General features: G+C 42.6%; 19 protein-coding genes. 9 read left to right on the top strand and 10 right to left on the bottom strand.

All coding sequences use genetic code 11. From position 1 onward, the window contains the following. Positions 1–12 precede the first annotated feature (12 nt). Entirely contained in the window at positions 13–2190 is a 2178-nt protein-coding gene (locus G6053_RS25610; protein WP_165309012.1) for a DPP IV N-terminal domain-containing protein, read from the bottom strand. A gap of 157 nt (positions 2191–2347) precedes the next feature. Then, entirely contained in the window at positions 2348–3076 is a 729-nt protein-coding gene (locus G6053_RS25605) for a DUF1080 domain-containing protein (RefSeq protein WP_108636833.1), read from the bottom strand. A 184-nt stretch (positions 3077–3260) separates the two neighbouring features. Between G6053_RS25605 and G6053_RS25600 the strand changes: the two genes are divergently transcribed. The 3 genes from G6053_RS25600 to G6053_RS25590 all read left to right on the top strand — a co-directional run bounded on the left by G6053_RS25600 (position 3261) and on the right by G6053_RS25590 (position 5159). Beyond that, positions 3261–3629 carry a dihydroneopterin aldolase gene (locus tag G6053_RS25600; protein WP_108636834.1) on the top strand — a complete coding sequence of 123 codons (369 nt, stop codon included), beginning with the start codon at positions 3261–3263 and terminating at the stop codon, positions 3627–3629. Between the two features lie 80 nt (positions 3630–3709). Next, complete coding sequence (locus G6053_RS25595) at positions 3710–4435, top strand: ATP-binding protein (protein ID WP_165309011.1); 726 nt, start codon at positions 3710–3712, stop codon at positions 4433–4435. Positions 4436–4715: 280 nt separating this feature from the next. Beyond that, the gene (locus tag G6053_RS25590) at positions 4716–5159 is read left to right on the top strand and encodes an Hsp20/alpha crystallin family protein (RefSeq protein WP_121126728.1); all 444 of its coding nucleotides are present in this window, start codon (positions 4716–4718) and stop codon (positions 5157–5159) included. Between the two features lie 113 nt (positions 5160–5272). Here G6053_RS25590 and G6053_RS25585 read toward each other — a convergent pair whose 3' ends face one another. Then, complete coding sequence (locus G6053_RS25585; protein WP_165309010.1) at positions 5273–5710, bottom strand: thioesterase family protein; 438 nt, start codon at positions 5708–5710, stop codon at positions 5273–5275. Between the two features lie 117 nt (positions 5711–5827). Between G6053_RS25585 and G6053_RS25580 the strand changes: the two genes are divergently transcribed. The 4 genes from G6053_RS25580 (at position 5828) to G6053_RS25565 (ending at position 9601) form a co-directional block, all read left to right on the top strand. Then, positions 5828–6331 carry a sigma-70 family RNA polymerase sigma factor gene (locus G6053_RS25580; protein WP_165309009.1) on the top strand — a complete coding sequence of 168 codons (504 nt, stop codon included), beginning with the start codon at positions 5828–5830 and terminating at the stop codon, positions 6329–6331. Beyond that, positions 6321–6962: a hypothetical protein gene (locus G6053_RS25575; RefSeq protein WP_165309008.1), complete on the top strand. Its 642-nt coding sequence runs from the start codon at positions 6321–6323 to the stop codon at positions 6960–6962. The genes G6053_RS25580 and G6053_RS25575 overlap by 11 nt, the downstream gene beginning before the upstream one ends. 115 nt (positions 6963–7077) lie before the next feature. Further along, positions 7078–8733, top strand: coding sequence for an AarF/UbiB family protein (locus G6053_RS25570; protein WP_165309007.1), 1656 nt, complete (start codon positions 7078–7080; stop codon positions 8731–8733). Between the two features lie 82 nt (positions 8734–8815). Further along, a complete protein-coding gene (locus tag G6053_RS25565; protein WP_165309006.1) occupies positions 8816–9601 on the top strand; it encodes an SDR family oxidoreductase in 786 nt (261 codons plus the stop codon). 129 nt (positions 9602–9730) lie between these two features. On the opposite strand, the gene G6053_RS25560 is transcribed toward G6053_RS25565, so the two are convergent. Then, complete coding sequence (locus G6053_RS25560; RefSeq protein ID WP_165309005.1) at positions 9731–10324, bottom strand: YceI family protein; 594 nt, start codon at positions 10322–10324, stop codon at positions 9731–9733. Positions 10325–10431: 107 nt separating this feature from the next. Then, on the bottom strand, positions 10432–11019 hold the full coding sequence (locus tag G6053_RS25555; RefSeq protein ID WP_146191151.1) for a Crp/Fnr family transcriptional regulator: 588 nt from the start codon (positions 11017–11019) through the stop codon (positions 10432–10434). Between the two features lie 276 nt (positions 11020–11295). Here G6053_RS25555 and G6053_RS25550 point away from each other — a divergent pair, with 276 nt between their 5' ends. Then, positions 11296–11835: a GNAT family N-acetyltransferase gene (locus G6053_RS25550; RefSeq protein WP_165309004.1), complete on the top strand. Its 540-nt coding sequence runs from the start codon at positions 11296–11298 to the stop codon at positions 11833–11835. Between the two features lie 20 nt (positions 11836–11855). Here G6053_RS25550 and G6053_RS25545 read toward each other — a convergent pair whose 3' ends face one another. From G6053_RS25545 to G6053_RS25525, 5 genes are all read right to left on the bottom strand, one after another. Continuing rightward, the gene (locus G6053_RS25545) at positions 11856–12257 is read right to left on the bottom strand and encodes a DUF1634 domain-containing protein (protein ID WP_108636844.1); all 402 of its coding nucleotides are present in this window, start codon (positions 12255–12257) and stop codon (positions 11856–11858) included. Between the two features lie 80 nt (positions 12258–12337). Next, positions 12338–13171, bottom strand: coding sequence for a sulfite exporter TauE/SafE family protein (locus G6053_RS25540; protein ID WP_108636901.1), 834 nt, complete (start codon positions 13169–13171; stop codon positions 12338–12340). Between the two features lie 164 nt (positions 13172–13335). After that, complete coding sequence (locus G6053_RS25535; RefSeq protein ID WP_165309003.1) at positions 13336–13521, bottom strand: hypothetical protein; 186 nt, start codon at positions 13519–13521, stop codon at positions 13336–13338. A gap of 163 nt (positions 13522–13684) precedes the next feature. After that, on the bottom strand, positions 13685–15085 hold the full coding sequence (locus tag G6053_RS25530; protein ID WP_165309002.1) for a HAMP domain-containing sensor histidine kinase: 1401 nt from the start codon (positions 15083–15085) through the stop codon (positions 13685–13687). Continuing rightward, positions 15082–15867 (bottom strand): response regulator transcription factor, encoded by a 786-nt coding sequence (locus G6053_RS25525; RefSeq protein ID WP_206531821.1) that lies wholly within the window; start codon positions 15865–15867, stop codon positions 15082–15084. The genes G6053_RS25530 and G6053_RS25525 overlap by 4 nt, the downstream gene beginning before the upstream one ends. 72 nt (positions 15868–15939) lie before the next feature. Between G6053_RS25525 and G6053_RS25520 the strand changes: the two genes are divergently transcribed. After that, positions 15940–18453 (top strand): phospholipase C, phosphocholine-specific, encoded by a 2514-nt coding sequence (locus G6053_RS25520; protein ID WP_165309001.1) that lies wholly within the window; start codon positions 15940–15942, stop codon positions 18451–18453. Positions 18454–18455: the final 2 nt, after the last annotated feature.

Genomic DNA, 18455 nt, shown 5'->3' with positions numbered 1-18455 from the left:
TTATATGCTCGTCTATTTTTTAAGGTGCTGATTAAAATAATCGGCAATTTTCTCGTACATATGAATGCGGTCCTTGCCCATTACATTATGTTCGTGGGTAGGGTATAAGAAATAATCGACCTGTTTTCCAGCTTTAATGCATGCTTCCAGAAATTCCATGCTGTTTTGTTGTACAACGACCGGATCCTGTGCGCCATGGATGATTAATAAACGTCCTTTCAGTTGATCCGCTTTATTTAGTAAAGACGTCAATTTATATCCTTCAGGGTTTTCCTGTGGGGTGTCCATATAGCGTTCACCGTACATAACCTCATAAAATTTCCAGTCGATCACCGGCCCCCCGGCGACTGCTGCTTTAAAAATGTCGTTATGATGCAACATAAATGACGTTGTCATAAAACCACCAAAGCTCCAGCCGAAGATGCCCATGCGTTGTTGATCGACAAAGGATTTTGATTTCAGAAATTCAATTCCTTTTAGCTGATCGGCCATTTCATTTTGACCAAGGTTACGATGGGTAGCGGTATAAAAATCCCGGCCCCGGTAATTGGTGCCGCGATTGTCCATGGTAAATACGATGTATCCCTGTTGCGCCATATAGAGATCAAAGTAGCCTGCACCACCCAGCCATTTGTTGGAAACCAGTTGGGAATGGGAGCCACCGTACAAATAGTACATGACCGGATACTTCTTGGCCGGATCAAAATCATTTGGATAGATAATGCGGCCGGTCAATGGGTATTTGCCATCTGCCGAAGTCAGCTGGACAAATTCTATTTTTGGATTATTGATTTTTCCGTTAAACGGATTGTCAGCTTTGATCAATACCGTTCCTTTGCCTGATTTGACCGCTTTGACCTGGATCATATTCGGCGTCTTGAGATCGCTATATTGATCATAGATATATTTTCCGTCATCACTCAGCGAGGCCTGGTGTATACCGGGTTCGTTTGTTAGCTGAACTGTTTTTCCGGATTTAAGGTCTACCTCAAATAGCTGACGGTCCATGCCATTGTTGGTGACACCGATATAGCTTACTTTGTTTCCGTCCGCAGAAAAATCCAATAGATTGTCCAGCACAATATCCTGATAACCTAATTTTTTGATCAGTTTTCCTTCTGTATTGTAAAGGTACAGCTGGTTGTAGCCCTCTTTGTCGGACTGGTAAAGAAATTGGTCTGGCTTGTTAGGTAAAAATGTGAGCGGATTTTCCGGTTCTACCCAGGTCGTTGCAGTTTCCTCAAACAACGTTTTGACCAATGCGCCGTTTTCGGCATTGTATTTATTGAACTTAAGGTCATTTTGATCCCGGTTAAGTACACCCACATAGATAAATTTACCTGAAGGGTCCCAGGTTACGCAGGTCAGGTATTGTTCACTGTGGTCTCCGGTTTGTAGTGTTACCTTTTGCCCTGTCACTGTATTATAGATGACTAAAGTTACCTCTTCTGACTTCTGCCCTGTCATGGGGTATTTTATCCATTTAATCTCGGCGACTTTAGGGCTCCATTGTGGCAGTGGATAGTTGGCAACCATAGTCTCGTTCTTGCGATAATAGAGCAGTTTGTCATTTTGAGCATTCCACCACATTCCTTTTTTTATGCCAAACTCCTGACGGTGGGTATAATCACTGCCATTGACGATACCTTTGTCGCTGTCACTGGTAACTGCAGTCACTTTTCCATCTTTGTCAACGATAGCAATGTTGTTGTCGAGCAGATAAGCAACTTTTGAAAAATCTGCGCTCAATTCACGGTTTGCTCCCTGACTATCGTTTCCGATAAAACTTTCGATGCTTTTTGATTTGACGTTGTAGGTTACGGTGTATACCTTGTCCTTTCCGTTTACCTGAAGCAACAATGAATTACCATCACGCCATTTGTAGTCATAAGGAAACGTTTGCAAATGGAATGTCTCGTTTGGAATCGCGGCTTTTAAAGCTGCCTCAAGTTCTGTTTTCGACAGCAAGCTTGTTTCAGTCCAGTTGTTTTCCGCGCTTTTGGAGAACAGGTTTTGGTACGATTTATCGAGGTAAGAGAAGCTGTTTGATTTTGGGATCCAGGAAGTGGCAGGGATGGATGCTGGTGCGTAGATGCGTGGTCCAAATACCGTTTCTTCCAAATTAAGGTTTCGTTGGGCATGGCTGGTTAGAGCGCTTGCCAACAAGAAGAATAGCGCAATTCTTTTCATTAGAATATTTTATTTTTAATGATGCTGTACCATCATAAGTGCTTTTTGTCGCTATGATGGCATTTGCTTTTAAATTTTATAGGGCTAAATTAGGTAAATAGCCCTATAAAACCTAGTACAGAATTGTTGCTTGTCTAACTGAAATTGTTGCCAATGCCTATAATTTGCGGAGCCAGATGTTCCTGAACTGCACCAGATCCCCATGATCTTGCAGGATAATAGGACCTGGCCCATGGCTCACCTGTTTCGGTAGTCCGATGTATTCCGTTGTACCGTCAATCTGGGTGTTGTTTTGGACAATGACGCCGTTGTGAAGGACAGTAACTGTACCTTTGCTGATCAATAGACTGTCTTTATTAAACTGAGGTGCTTTGTAGATAATGTCGTAAACATGCCATTTGTCCGCTACAATAACCTGCGCTAGTGGTGGACGCTGCTTGTAAAGGCTTCCGGCGCCGCCATTGACATAGGTTGGATTGTTGTTGTTGTCAAGGACCTGGATTTCATAGAGGCCCTGCAAGAATATACCGCTATTGCCCCGACCCTGGCCTTCACCTTTGATCAGTTCCGGACTTTTCCACTCAATATGGAGCTGAAAGTCGGTGAAATGCTCGGTGGTCTCTATATTTCCGCTTCCGGGTTTTACTTCAAGCGTATTATTGGCTACCGTCCAATTTGCTTTCCCCTTTTCGCTCTTCCATTTGCTCAGATCCTTGCCGTCAAAAAGTACGATGGCATCACTCGGGATTCCTTTGTCAAGCGTTACCGTAGGCGGGACAGGACTATAATATTCTGTGTCGCTAGCTTTCATATTTGTCTGGGCATAGACTGCGCTGGCGCCGCATAGGATCGCCATCGTTAGTGCCGAAGGTAAAGAAAAGTTCATCTGTTGGGTTTTTGTTGTATTTAAACTTAGGAAAATTTGTTTTTATATACAATTATAATTTCAGAATAGCGCGTATCCCGCTGCTTATGTTGGCGTATTGAGGCCGTTTGCATGAGCTGGACATCATGGAATTCGCGGAGACCATTGTTTTTTTTGATTTGGAACAATTTGCTTAGGTTTGTGCATGGCAACCATTTTACAGACAGTATCCCTGAAAGAGGCGCGATTTTATGCGCCAATTGGCTATTACGAAGAAGAGCAGATTCTCGGTAATGAATTTTTTGTGTCCATTGATGTCTGTTTTCCTTTTCATAACACGGAAACAGAGGATTTGCGCAATACTTTAAACTACGAAGAGCTGTACCAGATTACGGCAAAGGTGATGCAGCCTCGACGGAAATTGCTGGAATCTGCCGCGGCAGAGATTCTGGAGCAGATTAGAACGGCCGTATCACATGCCGAAACAATCGTGGTTGTTATTCGTAAATCAAACCCACCTTTCGGCGGAGATCTGTCCTTTTCGGAGGTCAGTCTTAAATACCTGAAAGATTAATTTTCAAACTGGACCAGCTGAAGCCCGGAATGCTTGCTTAATTTTGCAGACCCATTGTATTAAAGTATTAAACTGATTAAATGAATATTTACGATCTTGTTATAGCCGATAAGGAAAAGATAGCACTAGCAGATGTTTTTTTAGCGGCTGATAGCCGGCAGAAGCTTCTGCAGCTGATCAAGGAACATCGTTATATCCGCGAACTTTCGGAATATGGCTTACCTGTAAGCAATAAGATTCTATTGCACGGTTATTCTGGCTGTGGAAAAACAACAACGGCAAAAGCGCTGGCGACAGCACTCGAGAAGCCCATCTATGTATTGAATTTAAGCAATCTGATCTCCTCCCGTATCGGTGAAACTTCACAGCATATCAAACAGGTCTTTGATAAGGCAGGTCGTGAAAAAGCGGTGCTGTTTCTGGATGAGTTTGACCAGATCGGGAAAGCACGCATCAGTGAAGAAAAAGATGTGGGTGAGATGCGACGCCTCGTGAATACGATTATCCAGCTGATCGACTATTTTCCAGCTGAAGCAGTATTGATTGCGGCAACCAATCATCCCGAAATACTGGACACGGCGATTATCCGACGATTCCAGCTTCGCCTGGCTTTTGAATTGCCCACTCAGGTACAGTTGGATGCTTATTACGATAAGTTGTTTTCGCCTTTTCCGCAATATGATGCCCTGGTATCACGCGTCTATGGAATTTCTTATGCCGAAGCAAAAGATTATACCTATAACGCCGTCAAATTTTTACTGATTGCGGCGCTGGAACATGGAGAAAAGCAGGGACAGGAAAGCTAAAGCCCTATTTTGATGTTTTGTCAAATTAAATTCTTCTGAAAACAGTTTGCCTACTGTGACGTTAATGCTATAACGGATAATTGGACATCGGCCCGTACCAATGACAAAATCGTTCAATTTTAAAGCTGTTTTAAATCTTGATGTGTCAATATGTCTTTTGTTTCTGTGATTGAATGACATTTTGTCTTTGTTTTGCGACTGGTACGTGAATTGAATATTCCCTACAAAAGAGTTAGAAAATAAAGCTTAACAAAAAATAAAAAAATTAGGAGGACAAAAAATGGCATTAATTAAATTCCCTACAAAAAGTTTAAACACCGATGCAGTAAACCCATTTGTGAATACCGTATTTGACAATCTGTTCAACGACAATTTTATCTCAGATCGTTTGGTATCACGTGTTCCTGCAGTAAATATCTCGGAATCTGAAAAATCATTTAAGATTGAAATGGCCGCTCCGGGATTGGATAAGTCAGATTTTAAAATCAATGTGGATAAAAATTTGATCACGATTTCAGCAGAGAAAAAAGACGAACAAACAAGTGAGGAAAAATTGTACAGCAAAAAAGAATTCAATTATAGTTCGTTTTCAAGATCATTTACTTTACCCGAAACTGTTGACTACAGCAATATTGAAGCAGCGTACGAAGGTGGAATATTGATCTTAACTGTCGGTAAGAAAGAAGACGCGATCATTGCAAAGCGTTTGATCGAAGTAAAATAGTTTATATAACGGGAACCGTCCGACTTAGGGTTGACGGATGTTTCATAAGATAGTTTTTAGGTTTAGTTTATGTTTTAATCCCCCGGCATCCATTTAGATTCCGGGGGATTTTTTTATCCAATTTCTTCGTATCCTGTGGCGCGTGGCACTTTGGCCAAATAGGGTTCCATTTCTTCGGGCAGTTTGGTCAGCTTTCGTCGTTTTAAATCAAGCCAGGCGCCGTCAACGTTGACCGTACAACACAGCGCTCCATCTTTGCGGTAGACCTGATGTACAAAAGAAAATCGGCTGTTTGTCTTACTGTATTTGGTTAATTCGACCTTTACCTGTACATACTCGTCGAGATGTACTTCCTTGGAGTAGATCAGCTCTTCCCTGAATAGAATCGGTCCGATCTGAAACTCGGCGAACTTATCCAGCGAAAAGCCCATTTTGTTTAACATATTGCTCCGTGCCTGTGCACAGATATCCGCATAAGCAGAATGGCGCATATGTCTATTGGCATCGATTTGCGCCCAGATGACCTGGCCTTCGTAAAATATATTTTCCATAATTATTATCCTGATTTGCCTCCTTTTTATGAACAATTTACATATTTTTAAATTAAGCTGTAACACTTTGTTTGTTTGCTATACTTATTAGCTGAAAAGATCTAAAAAAAATTACCATTGACTCATTCGGAAACAGAATTTCTTCGATTGATTGACGAAAATAAAGGAATTATCGTCAAGGTGAGCCGTATGTATATGGATGACCATGAGGGGCGGCAGGATCTTTATCAGGAAATTGTATATCAGCTCTGGAAGTCTTACGCCTCGTTTAAGAATCAAAGTAAGTTTTCGACCTGGATGTACCGTGTCGCACTAAATACCGCGATGGTATTTTTAAAGAAAGAGAAGAAGCAGCAGATTTACGATAGCCTCGAGGAACGTCATGATTTTGCGGAAGAGTCCTATAATCCGGATAAAGATGAGCAGCTAAAAATATTCTATCAGGCAGTACATGAATTAAACGCGGTGGAAAAAGCATTGATCTTTTTATTTCTGGAAGGTCAGAGCCACCGCGAAATAGCCGCGTATTTAGGGATATCTGAAGTGAATGCGCGGGTTAAATTAAATCGTACCAAAGAGCGGATTCAACAAATCATTAAAAAATACAATTATGAATTTTGATGAATTAAAAAAATCTTGGCAAGAACAGCCCATGGATGAGGATTTACAAAATCCAAATCTTAAACATTATAAGGAAGTCGGCAATATCATGGCCAAACTAAGACGTAATATCAAACGTGAATTTATTTCCTGGGTAGTCTGCATGTTTTTCCTGATTGCCGTACCTATGCTTCCTATCTATAAAATCTCTGGGTATGCGGCTTTTGCCTATTACTTTTTTATTGTGCAGATCTCCCTGTCAAGCCTGCTTTACTATCGTCGGTTTTATTATCTGATCAAAAGTGCCAAACAGATTGATCTGCTCGCATCAAGGGAGCACCTTCTCAAACTGTATTATGATCTCAAATATGCCGTAGAGACCTATCGTATTGTCGCCTACGTCATGATTCCCCAGGGCTTATTTCTCTACCTCATTATGATTGGCCAAAATAGGGCAGTCGCCTGGTTTGAAAAATTGTATCACTTCAAGGAAACTTTACAGCAGGATCCTAACTTTATTTTATGGATCATCTTGTCTGCAATTATTTCTATCGTAATTATTGTAGTGATTACTGAAATTATGATCCGTGTCTATTACGGGGATTACGTTAAACAGATCAAAGAAAATTTGGATCAGATGGAAGCTGAATAGCTTGTTTTTGGACGACCGAAACCTGCTGGAGTAAGTGAATTTTTACTTTCAGCAAACCGTAAAGCGAAAAAGGTAAGGTTTTTGTTCCGTATCTTGTTTTCGAAAATCCTTGTCCATGATGTACAATCCGACCAAGAAGTTACAGCGAAGTTCCCAGATATTGAGCATATTGGCAAAATATGGTTTCAAGGATGCTATTGCCCGGCTGCCCTGGAAAGGGTCAAGAGCGAGCTTAGAACGTAATATTGATGTTGACAAGATTAGTGTATACACACGTATCCGAATGGCTTTGGAGGAGCTTGGGCCTGCCTTTATTAAGTTAGGGCAGTCTGCTTCCACACGTGAAGGGCTGCTCCCAAAAGACCTGGTCGAGGAACTCAAACGTTTGGAAGACAATGTGCCACCCTTTGAAGTCAACATCCGGGAATACCTTGCTGAGGAACTGGGATTAGACGTTACAGCGCAGTTTCAGAGCATCGATACCGAACCTTTTGCCGCAGCCTCTATCGCACAGGTATATCGGGCAACCCTAAAAGACGGAACAAAAGTCGTTTTAAAAGTACGCCGGCCTGGAATAGATGAGGTCATGCGCGTCGATCTTGCGCTTATGCGGGATATCGCCAAGATCCTGACCATGTACAACGATGCCCTGGAGAATCTTAATCTTTCGTTGATTGTCGAATCTTTTGCAATGACGCTGCAGGAAGAAATGTCCCTGGTCATTGAACGGCATAACATCGAACGCTTTGCCAAGAATTTTAAAGGCAACAAACTGATCAAAGTGCCCAAAGTCTATCCTGATCTGTCTACCGACCGCGTGCTCTGTATGGAATACCTCGACGGATTCAAAGTGACGGATGTTGCTGAAATCAAACGGCGAGGAATGGACGTGGAGACCTTAGTGAAAAATGGGATCAACCTTTACCTGGAACAGGTGATTATCCATGGTTTCTTTCACGGCGATCCGCACCCCGGTAATATGATGGTAATGCCTGATGGCCGTATTGCCTTTCTCGACTTTGGCAACATGGGGAAATTGCTCGGAATTGACCGACGGCAGCTCGAAGAGTTTATTCAGTCCGCAATTTCCGAAGATGCAGTGCGACTCGCCGACGTTATTGAAGATGTGGCTGTCGTGAGCCATATCCCTGACCGAAATCAATTTGAGCGCTCCCTGTACGAAATATTCGACATGATCGATAATGTTTCCCTGGGTGATCTTAGTCTCGATCTGCTGTTCAATAAACTCTGGAAAATCATCGGTGATAATCGTTTGTATTTCCCAGAATATATCTATCAGCTGATGCGCGGTATCTCACTGATGGAAGGCATCGGCCGTCAGCTTTATCCTGATCTGAATATCATGGAAAGTATTAAGCCTTTTGCACGTCGGATTATGATGGAGCGGCTTTCGCCCGAAGCTATTTTCAAGAAAGGAAAGCATAAGATCGAATCTTTCGCACGGGATGTGGAAAAGCTTCCGGAAGACATGCGCGCTCTGGTGCGCCTTTTTCGTACCGGGAATTTTACGCTTAACCATCGCTTGATCAGCGCTCGCTCGTTCAATGCCATTCTCCGCAAAGGGGTAAACCGGATTGTGATCGGTATTATGTTTATGTCTCTCAACTTATTGGGTGGAATGGTTATTGTCGCACGTATTGAACCTCAATGGCTGGGGATTCCTGTTTTTGCCTGGATATGTCTGGGGTCAGCGTGGATCTTTGCCGTATATTTGTTTATCGCCATGATCAGGGCGAAGGATAATGATTAAATGGCTTGCTGGCATTAGCCTATTTTTTTGAATGATTTATGCAATGAGTAATCTCGGATAATCTAATAGCACAACACATATAATGGAAATCAATCTAATTGGAAAAAAGGCCCTGATCGGTGCCAGTTCTACCGGTATCGGCGCGGGCATAGCCCGAGTGCTGGCATCCTGTGGCGCTTCGGTTACCTTGGCATCACGCAGTGAAGAGAAATTGAAGCATACGTTGGAAAGCCTGGATACCTCAAAAGGGCAGCGGCACCAATATATCCTGGTCGACTACAATGATCACGAAGCCTATAAGGTAAAAATAGATGACTATTTTCAGTCAAATAAAGTGGATATTCTGGTCAATAATTCCAATGGGCCACAGGCGGGGACGATCGACCAGAAAAACCTGGCGGACTACCAGCATGCCTTTGAACTTTTGTTCCAGAATCATTGCTATACGACTTCCTGCGCATTGCCCTATATGTTGGCAAATCGATATGGACGGGTGATCAATGTATCGTCCTCTACAGTGAAGGAACCTGTATCCAATCTGGTTTTGTCCAATACCATCCGTACCGCATTGATCAGCTGGAGCAAATCGCTTTCGGATGATGTCGCAAAAGATGGCGTAACAGTCAATAGTATTTTAACAGGGTTATTCGATACCGAAAGGATTCAATCGTTGACCAATATGGATGCACAGCGGTTAGGTATATCGTATGAGGAAGCGCTACAGTTACGTTTAAAACAAGTGCCGGCCGCACGCCTGGGCAAGCCCGAGGAATATGGTTACCTGGTTGCCTTTATTTGCTCGGAGTACGCCAATTATCTCACGGGGACCAATATTCCCCTCGACGGCGGCATGTTAAAAGGCTTGTAAGGTAAAAAAGAAATTCGCCCGGGAACGGGGAGCTTTTGACTAAGTAAGCTGTAAGCTTTAAAAAAAAGTGGCTATCCAAAATCTTGAGTAGCCACTTTTCGTTAGTCTGTGTGATTTAATAATCTTTGCTTAGTTCAATACCAACTCCGTATTGACAATAATGTCGACATCAGAAGCAACAGCTTCTACACCCGAAGGTAATTTGTCGTTGTATTTTATACCAAAATCATGACGGTTAATTTTAGCTTTTGCTGTAAAGCCTGCACGTGTTTTCCCCCAAGGATCGGTAATGACTCCACCATTTTGGGTGACATCGAAAGTTACTTGCTTCGTTACATCACGGATGGTCAGATCTGCTACCATGATGTATTTACCTTTCACCTTGGCATTTTTGAAGGTAATTGATTTTAACGTCATTTTTGGAAATTTCTCTGCGGCAAAGAAATCATCCGTTTTTAAGTGATTGTCACGTGCTTCAATGCGCGTATCAATGCTATTGACATCAATGGAGAAATTTACTTTTGCATTGTTGAAACTTGTTGCGGTTGCAGTTTCAACTGTTCCCTCCACTTTGGTAAACTGACCGTCAACGAAACTGATGCCAAGGTGTTTGACATCAAATCGTGCATTGGTGTGCCCGGGGTCTGCCGACCATTTTACTTGTGCTACAGCAACATTAACCATTAACACTGCTACTGCCAGAAATTGGAAAAATCTATTCATGTTGTTTTCTATTTGTTTATTTATCAAACGTTTAATTGTTTAAAATGTTTGTTTGAACAAGCTTTTGCAAAGGTGAGATAATCTTAAATAGAAAAAATTGATGTAGGTCAAGAATTTCGATTGGGCTTTAAAATTTGTCTTTTTAAACGGCTTAAAAACTCTTGTGTGACCCCGAGATAGGAGGCCAGTTGCATATTTGATATCCGTGGATAGATTTTAGGATACCTTTTGATAAAATCCAAGTAGCGTTCCTGGGCTGTAAAACCTATGCTTGATATGATGCGGTGCTGGGAGGCGATTTGTGCCCGTTGGGCCATAATTCTGGAAAGCTTCTCATAGATCGGATGGTCTTCGTACAATTTATCTTTATCTGTTTTTGATAAGGTAAGTACAACCGAATCTTCCAGTGCCTGAATATTCTGCAGTGCCGGTTCCTGATAATTGAAACTGGCAATATCACCAACCCACCAGTCTTCAATGGCAAATTGTAGGATATGTTCGATACCGTCGGCTGTGACATAGAATGATTTAAACAGACCACTGAGGACATAGGCTTCATAGTGACAGATTTCACCGGCCCTTAAAAAGTATTCCTTTTTCTTGATTTTTCTGACATGATAACGCGATACAATATCATCTAATTCTTCTTCGCTGACATTGATACGCTTTTTTACAAATTCCTTGAATTGTTCCATTAGGGTGCAAAATACAAAATTTTGCTTTGCTAATTTAATAGGCTGGTTGATTTCAGCCAATTTTAAAGCAAAATAACCTAGCGACGAAACTTTGGGTGAAAGAATAGCGGTATTTGCTGGATATGAACAATATGATGGTTCAGGTATCTAGTAATTTGGACATTTTGGTGTAATATTTGAATAAAGAAAACGTAATTCAACTTGGTTTCATCAATAATTGGTATCTTTTATTGAAATTTTAAATTTTGGTAGAAGTCCAACGTTAAACATGTTCTAATGAAGTTTGTAGCACCGAATAAACTTGAAAATGATAAGGTCGTATTAAAATTGATTGACCCGGTCGATTTTGATGTCCTGTATCAAGTGGCGAAAGATCCTTTGATATGGGAACAACATCCTAATAAAGACCGCTGGAAGGAGAATGTCTTTCGTGCTTTTTTTGATGCGGCCCTGGAGAGTAAAGCAGCTTATCTTATTTTAGATAAAACAACCGGGCAATGCATAGGAAGCACCCGGTATTATGGTTTGAATGAAGCTGAAAAGTCTATTTTCGTTGGTTTTACCTTTTATGCGAGAGCCTATTGGGGAGCAGGAATAAATCCTTTGGTCAAGGAAATGATGTTTGACTTTGCCTTTAATTTTGTGGACAGGATTTATTTGCACGTAGGAGCGGAAAATTACCGTTCACAAAAAGCGGTAGAACGTTTGGGTGCGAGCAAGGTGGCCGAGAAAATGGTGTCTTATGTCAACGAGCCCGAACGAAAGAATTTTGAATATGCCCTGGATAAGTCCACATGGCTCAGAGCCAAGCGATAAACAGCTGTTGCTTAGCTGAATTATCCCTTGACTCCGCTCAATATACTGCCGATAATAACGGTCAATACAATCAATGTAATGATGATATAGAGCTTATCTTTTTCAATGATAAAACCGAAGAGGGAGCCGATTACCCGTACAATAGGTGTACAGATCAAGAGCAAAACCCCAAGTTGTATAATTTGGGGAATATTTTTGTTGAATACCCCAACAATAATCCCATGGATGGTGGTATTTGATTTTCCCTCACCGATAAAGTCTCTGTAGTTGGGTACTGAATCCTGTCCATGGACTACCAGATACCAGATACCACCGATCACCAGGATGGAGGAGGCCAGGATAACGCCTATGCGTAAAATTTGTCCCACCAAAAGTGAGATATCCTTATCACCCCAATAGTTTTTTGAAAATACCTGTTTCATCTGCAAATAATTATTTTTAAATGTTTATCGCCAACGGCAAAACGAAACGTATTATTGATATTCGTTAAAGATTTGCCTGCTTAAAATTTTTGTTGAAATCCATTAAAAATCATTTCGAGTGCGACCAATGTGATGGCTACAGCGAAAATAATACGCAAGGTCTTGGGGTTCATTCGTTTCAAAAGCTTTGACCCTGTAATAGCGCCACAAAGTACACCCAGAATGACAGGAAAGGCAATACCAGGATCCATATAACCCCGTTGTAGGTAAACCACGGCTGAAGCCGCTGCCGTCACCCCGATCATGAAATTACTTGTTGTTGTACTTACTTTAAATGGAATTTTCATCATGCTGTCCATGGCGAGTACTTTCAGGGAACCTGAACCTATGCCCAGTAGTCCCGAGAGCACCCCGGCAACGCCCATTAATGAAAAGCCGCCAACGACATTAGTCAGTTTATAGGGAACAAGCTTGCCTTCCGAAGGGTAGGTACTGTTCAGTTTTAACTTTTCGGCCAAAGCCGAACCACCGGATAGCGCATGTTCATTTTTCTTGCGCACCGTCATTGCGGCCGAAAAGATCAATACCACACCAAAGATAATGGCAATGGTGTTGGTGGGCATGTAGATCGCGATAACGGCACCAATGACAGCGCCGATTGTCGTTGCGATTTCCAAAAACATCCCGAGCCGAATATTGGTGATCCCTTCTTTGACGTAGGCTGTAGCTGCACCCGAAGAGGTTGCTATTGACGCCAGTAATGCTGCCCCAATGGCGTAACGGATGTCAACGTGGAACAGGAGGGTCAGCAGTGGAATGACGACAACCCCGCCCCCTAAGCCTGTCAGCGAACCTAAGAGTCCTGCTACAAATGCACCCAAAAGGAGGATGAGTGTAAAGGTGAGAATAGTCATATAGTTGTTTGTTGCTCCGGGGACATCAGTTAGCCTCCGGAAGATAATTTGCTGTAAACTTAAGGGCTTTTTGTTGTTTTTGAAACTTTGTAGCCCGAATAGATACAAATGTTACATCAATAGGTGCCCCATTGCATCCGGTGAAAGAGATGCTGCCTTACACCTCACGGCGTAGGCAGCAGCGTCATCTTTCTGTTTGAAGATTGCAATATTGTTTTGCCAGCAGTGTTTTCAGGACTGCCAACAATATTTTGTTGACCAGTAGCATTGGCGGTTACAGCCGCTTTCTGTTGGGCGAATGCAATTGAAATTAAAAATAGAGAAAATAGCAAGGTTTTCTTTGTCATCATGATCAAATCTTATGAAGCAAAGAAAAAGGACATAGATTAAAAGCCCCTTAATAAATGCTTAAAAAAAACTTAAAATTTAACTGTTTGACGATAAATAAAAGATGGTTCGATTTGTTTTTTAGCCCATGATGGGTAAAAATGCGAATGGGTTTGAAGGAGCGGTCTATTGAGCATTGGTTAGGATATTTGCCTCTTTAGCTGCTGGTAAGGGAAACTTTAGCACAAATATATGCGTAGATTGCTGCATATCGGCTTTGTATTCAATGTTTGCTTGATGTGAGTCCATAATGCGTTTGACAATCCTTAGGCCTAGGCCCGATCCCGTAATTTCTGAAGCGTTCTCCCCTCGGCTGAAGGCCTCAAAAATACGCTTTTGATCATTCGTGCTGAGCGGGGCACCATGACTGCTGACCACTACTTTTAGCTGGCTCGAGGACTCATGGATAACAACAGTCACCTCGGGATGATAGGAATAGAGCGCTGCATTTTTGAAAAGATTGACAAATGCTATTTCAATCAGTTGGGCGGAGCAAAAAATACTCAGTGTAGGGTCGTCGACGCCTTTTATAGAAAAGTCGATCTGCAGGTCGGGAAAGGTCTTTACTGCCTTTTCATATGCCATAAAAATAATCTCATCGATGCGTTCTTCCTGATAAGTGGTCTGTAGTGTTGCCGAATCAAATTTTGAAAGCAGCATCAACGAGTTTGTTACTTCCGAAAGATGCTGTGTCTCCTTTGAGATATTGTCAAGTATATGGCTGACGTCTTCATCCAGCTGATGTTGATGGCGGAGGTTCTCCAGTTGAAATGACATTCTGGCCAGCGGTGTCCTCAGCTCATGGGAGGCACTGGAATTGAATTCTTTTTGGGATTCAAATGCATTGGACAGCCGCTTCAACATGGTGTTGAATGCCTGGGTCAATACCGCGATCTCGTCCGTATTTCCGGCATATTTAACCGGATTGGTCAGCTTACTGGCATTGATCTGCGTGATGTCATTTTTTAGCCTGTCTAAAGGACTTAATAAACGTAGAATAAGGTTGTAACTAAAAAACCAGATCAGCAGGGCACTCAGTAAAAATAAGATGGTTAATACGATGGCCAGGTGGTCCAATTTTTCGTTGCCCGAATAATCCTGGGCCTTTACCAAAAGATAGTAGGCCTGTTGGTTAATCAGATAATATTTGCCCAATATTTCATATTGATCCTGTTTATAGAAGATGCGTTTTTCATTTTCCAGTCGGTTGATAATGTGCTGATCCCAGGCAATGGTTTTGTCTTTTACCGTGCTGAAAATAAGTTTTTTGTTCTTGTCCAGGATAATGACGTCTTCATAAGAAAGTCCATCTTCAATATCCTGGAAGTAGATTTTATAAGATTCGCGGTCAAAGGAGGGGGTATTGGCAATGTAATGTGAAATATAGTCCAGCTTATCTATCAGGCGCTGGCGGAATTGATCATTCCTGAAATCGACGCTGGCGTAATAGATAATTAGCATTGCAATTCCAAATAAAATGGAGAAGGCAATGCTAAAACCGATCGCTATTTTCTTTTTTAAAGTCATTTATCGGCAGCAAGGTAATAACCAAATCCGGGGCGGGTATGGATAAGCTTATTTTCAAAATTCTTGTCTATTTTTTTACGTAAAAAATTAATGTAGACTTCGATGGTATTTTGTGTTGTCTGAAATTGATTCTTCCATACTTCTTCTGAGATATACTGCTTGGACAAGGTGCGCCCATTGGCCTGAGCCAGGATTAGTAGTAACTGAAATTCTTTTTGTGTCAGGTTGATTTCTTCATTGGCCCGGAGGACGCGGGCTTCTTCGGGATAGATAACAAGATCATCAATAACCAAAGTTTTTAAGCTGTGGCTTTCCTTATACTGTTGCCGGCGCAGGAGCGAGTTGATGCGCATCAACAGCTCATCCAGCACAAAGGGTTTGACCAGATAATCATCTGCGGCACGTAGGAATGCTTCCTTTTTGTCGTCGATATCATCATAGGCTGAAAGAATGATGATCGGGGTCAGCGCATCATGGCTTCTTATCTTCTTACAGATTTCAAGACCGTTGATCTTTGGGACATTGATGTCCAACAGGTAAAAATCATATTTTTTTTGATGCGTCTGCGCTAGAAACTCAATGCCGTCATAAGCTAGATCACAAGTAAAGCCCTGACTCAGTAAAAAGGATTTGATTTCAGTCGAAAGAACCCTGTCATCTTCGAGTAGCAAAATGTCCACCATAATGTATGCATTGTCGTTTCGTAAAAGTAAACAAATTTTGCCAACCGCATCAAAAGTAACTTTGGGATAGCTCCCTATTGGTAAATCATTTAGTAACATAAGATTTACACGAAGAAATATGAAACAAAAAGAAATCTAAGTAGATTCAAATCGAAATTAAAGATAAACATTATGGAAAGCAGAAGAGAGTTTCTTCGAAAGACCTTGTTATTTTCAGGAGCCGCTGGTATTGCCAGCTTTATGCCGGCATCCATTCAAAAAGCCTTCGCGATAGATCCCGTGGCAGGGAGCAGTTTTCTGGATGCGGAGCATATCGTGATCCTGATGCAGGAAAACCGTTCTTTTGATCATACCCTGGGAAGCCTATCCGGTGTACGTGGCTTCAATGATCCCCGTGCCGTACGCCTGCCCAATGGTCTGCCTGCCTGGTATCAGACGGATAAATCGGGTAAGGTATTTGCTCCTTTTCGCTTAAATCTCAAAGACAGCAAGGTGACCTGGATGGGCTCGCTTCCGCACAGCAGGGCAAGTCAGGTTGACGCCTTTAATGGGGGGAAATACGACCAATGGTTGACGGCAAAGCAGTCCGGGAATAAGCAGTATGCCGCCATGCCGCTGACATTGGGTTATTTTAACCGCGAAGACTTACCTTTCCATTATGCCCTAGCAGACGCTTTTACCGTATGTGATCAGAATTTCTGTTCGGGTATGACCAGTACAACCCCCAACCGTTCGTTCTTTTGGACAGGAAAGATCACCGAGATGAAGGACGGTCTGCAGAAGGTCAATATTCGCAATGATGATTTTGGTTATGGCAAAATGACCTGGCAGACTTTTCCGGAGCTGTTGGAAAAGAATGGCATCGATTGGCGCTTTTATCAGAATGAAACAAGCTGTGGTGGCGGCTTATCGGGTGAAGAACGTGCTTGGTTGTCCAACTTCGGCTGTAATCTGCTGGAATTTTTTCAGGCCTATCAGGTGAAGTTCAAAGATACCTATGTCAGCAACCTTGCAGCGCAGGTGCGCGATCTGCCGGGGCAGATTTCGGCACTCGAAGAGCGGTCGCCCGAATCGGAGGAAAAGGCAGAGAAAATCCGTACTGATATCCGTAAGAAAAGTGAAGCGCTGGGACGGGCCGAAGCCGAACTGAAGGAATTCAATGCCGATCAGTACAATAAGCTTTCTGATTTCACCAAATCGCTGCATCAGCGCGCATTTACCATAAATAAAGGGGATGATAATTATCGTAAGCTTGAGACTCTGCAATTTAAGGATCAAGGTAAAAAACGGATGATCGAAGTACCCAAGGGTGACGTGCTCGATCAGTTCCGAAAAGATGTTGATGGCGGAAAATTGCCTGCGGTATCTTGGCTGGCTGGTCCTAAAAACTTTTCGGATCATCCCAGCGCACCTTGGTATGGTGCTTGGTACGTCTCGGAGGTCTTGGATATCTTGACCAAAAATCCCGAAGTCTGGAAGAAGACTATTTTTATCATTACTTACGATGAAAATGATGGGTATTACGACCATGTGAAACCTTTCCTGATTCCCGATCTGATGAAGAAAGATACCGGGGCCTGTTCCGCGGGGATCGACAGCGAGGTGGAAATGGTGCGGTTGGACAATGAACTCAAACAGGGGATTCCGAAGAAACAGGCCCGTGAAGGGGCTGTCGGATTAGGGTTCCGTGTGCCGATGTATATTGCATCACCTTGGTCGCGTGGCGGAAAAGTCTGTTCACAGGTATTCGACCATACGTCTACCTTACAGTTTTTAGAATACTTCTTTAATCATAAATACAACAAGAATATACGGCTAGATCATATCAGTGCCTGGCGAAGAACAATCTGCGGTGACCTGACATCGGCTTTTACGCCATTCGTCCAAAGACAGGAACAGCTTCCTTTTCTGGAGCGTAATCAATATATAGAAACTATCTACAATGCACAGTTCAAGAAAGACCCTGGCGGATTTGAGGAGATCGCCGATCTGAACCGGGCTAAACAGCAGGTATGGATGCCGCAATTCAACCGTATACAGGAAAAGGGAATTCGTAAATCGCCCGGTTTGCCTTATGGCCATGATGCCGTTGGCTATGTGCAGAACGGTCAATTTCATATGACGATGCTGGTAGATACCGTCCTGTTTGGCAAGAAGACCAGTGGTGCGCCTTTCAATGTGTATAGTCCGCTTGCCTATACCGATGTGGAGGGACAAACCGAAACCTATCGAAACTGGAATTTTGCGGTTAAGGCGGGAGATCGACTCAGCTATCAATGGGATCTTAATAAGTTTGAAGGTGGAGAATATGCCTTTGAGCTGCATGGGCCAAATGGCTTTTACCGGAGGTTCGCGGGGCATAAAGATGCGCCGGCCCTCGTGGCTACGGTGTCGCCGGAATTTAAATCACTGACCAAAGCGCCAAGCGGGAAGCTGCTGCTGACTTTAAAGAACCTCGACATCAAGGCCGTTCAGGTGGAAGTCAAAAGTTTGAATTATCAAACCTATAGAACGACAAAAGAAATCGAAGCGGGCAAAGAACTGGCCCTGATTTTGGATGTTGCCGAACAGGGCAATTGGTATGATTTTACCATTATGGGGCTGGGTGACGCAAATTTTGGGTTGCAGCTTGCCGGACGATTGGAGACTGGTACGGAAACCACCACTGACCCTTTATTGGCCTAGTT

Origin of the sequence: Sphingobacterium sp. DR205 (genome assembly GCF_011064245.1) — a bacterium.
Taxonomy (GTDB): Bacteria; Bacteroidota; Bacteroidia; order Sphingobacteriales; family Sphingobacteriaceae; genus Sphingobacterium; species Sphingobacterium athyrii.
Note: the sequence above shows the minus strand (reverse complement) of the source record. Positions and strands in the feature narration are given on the sequence as shown.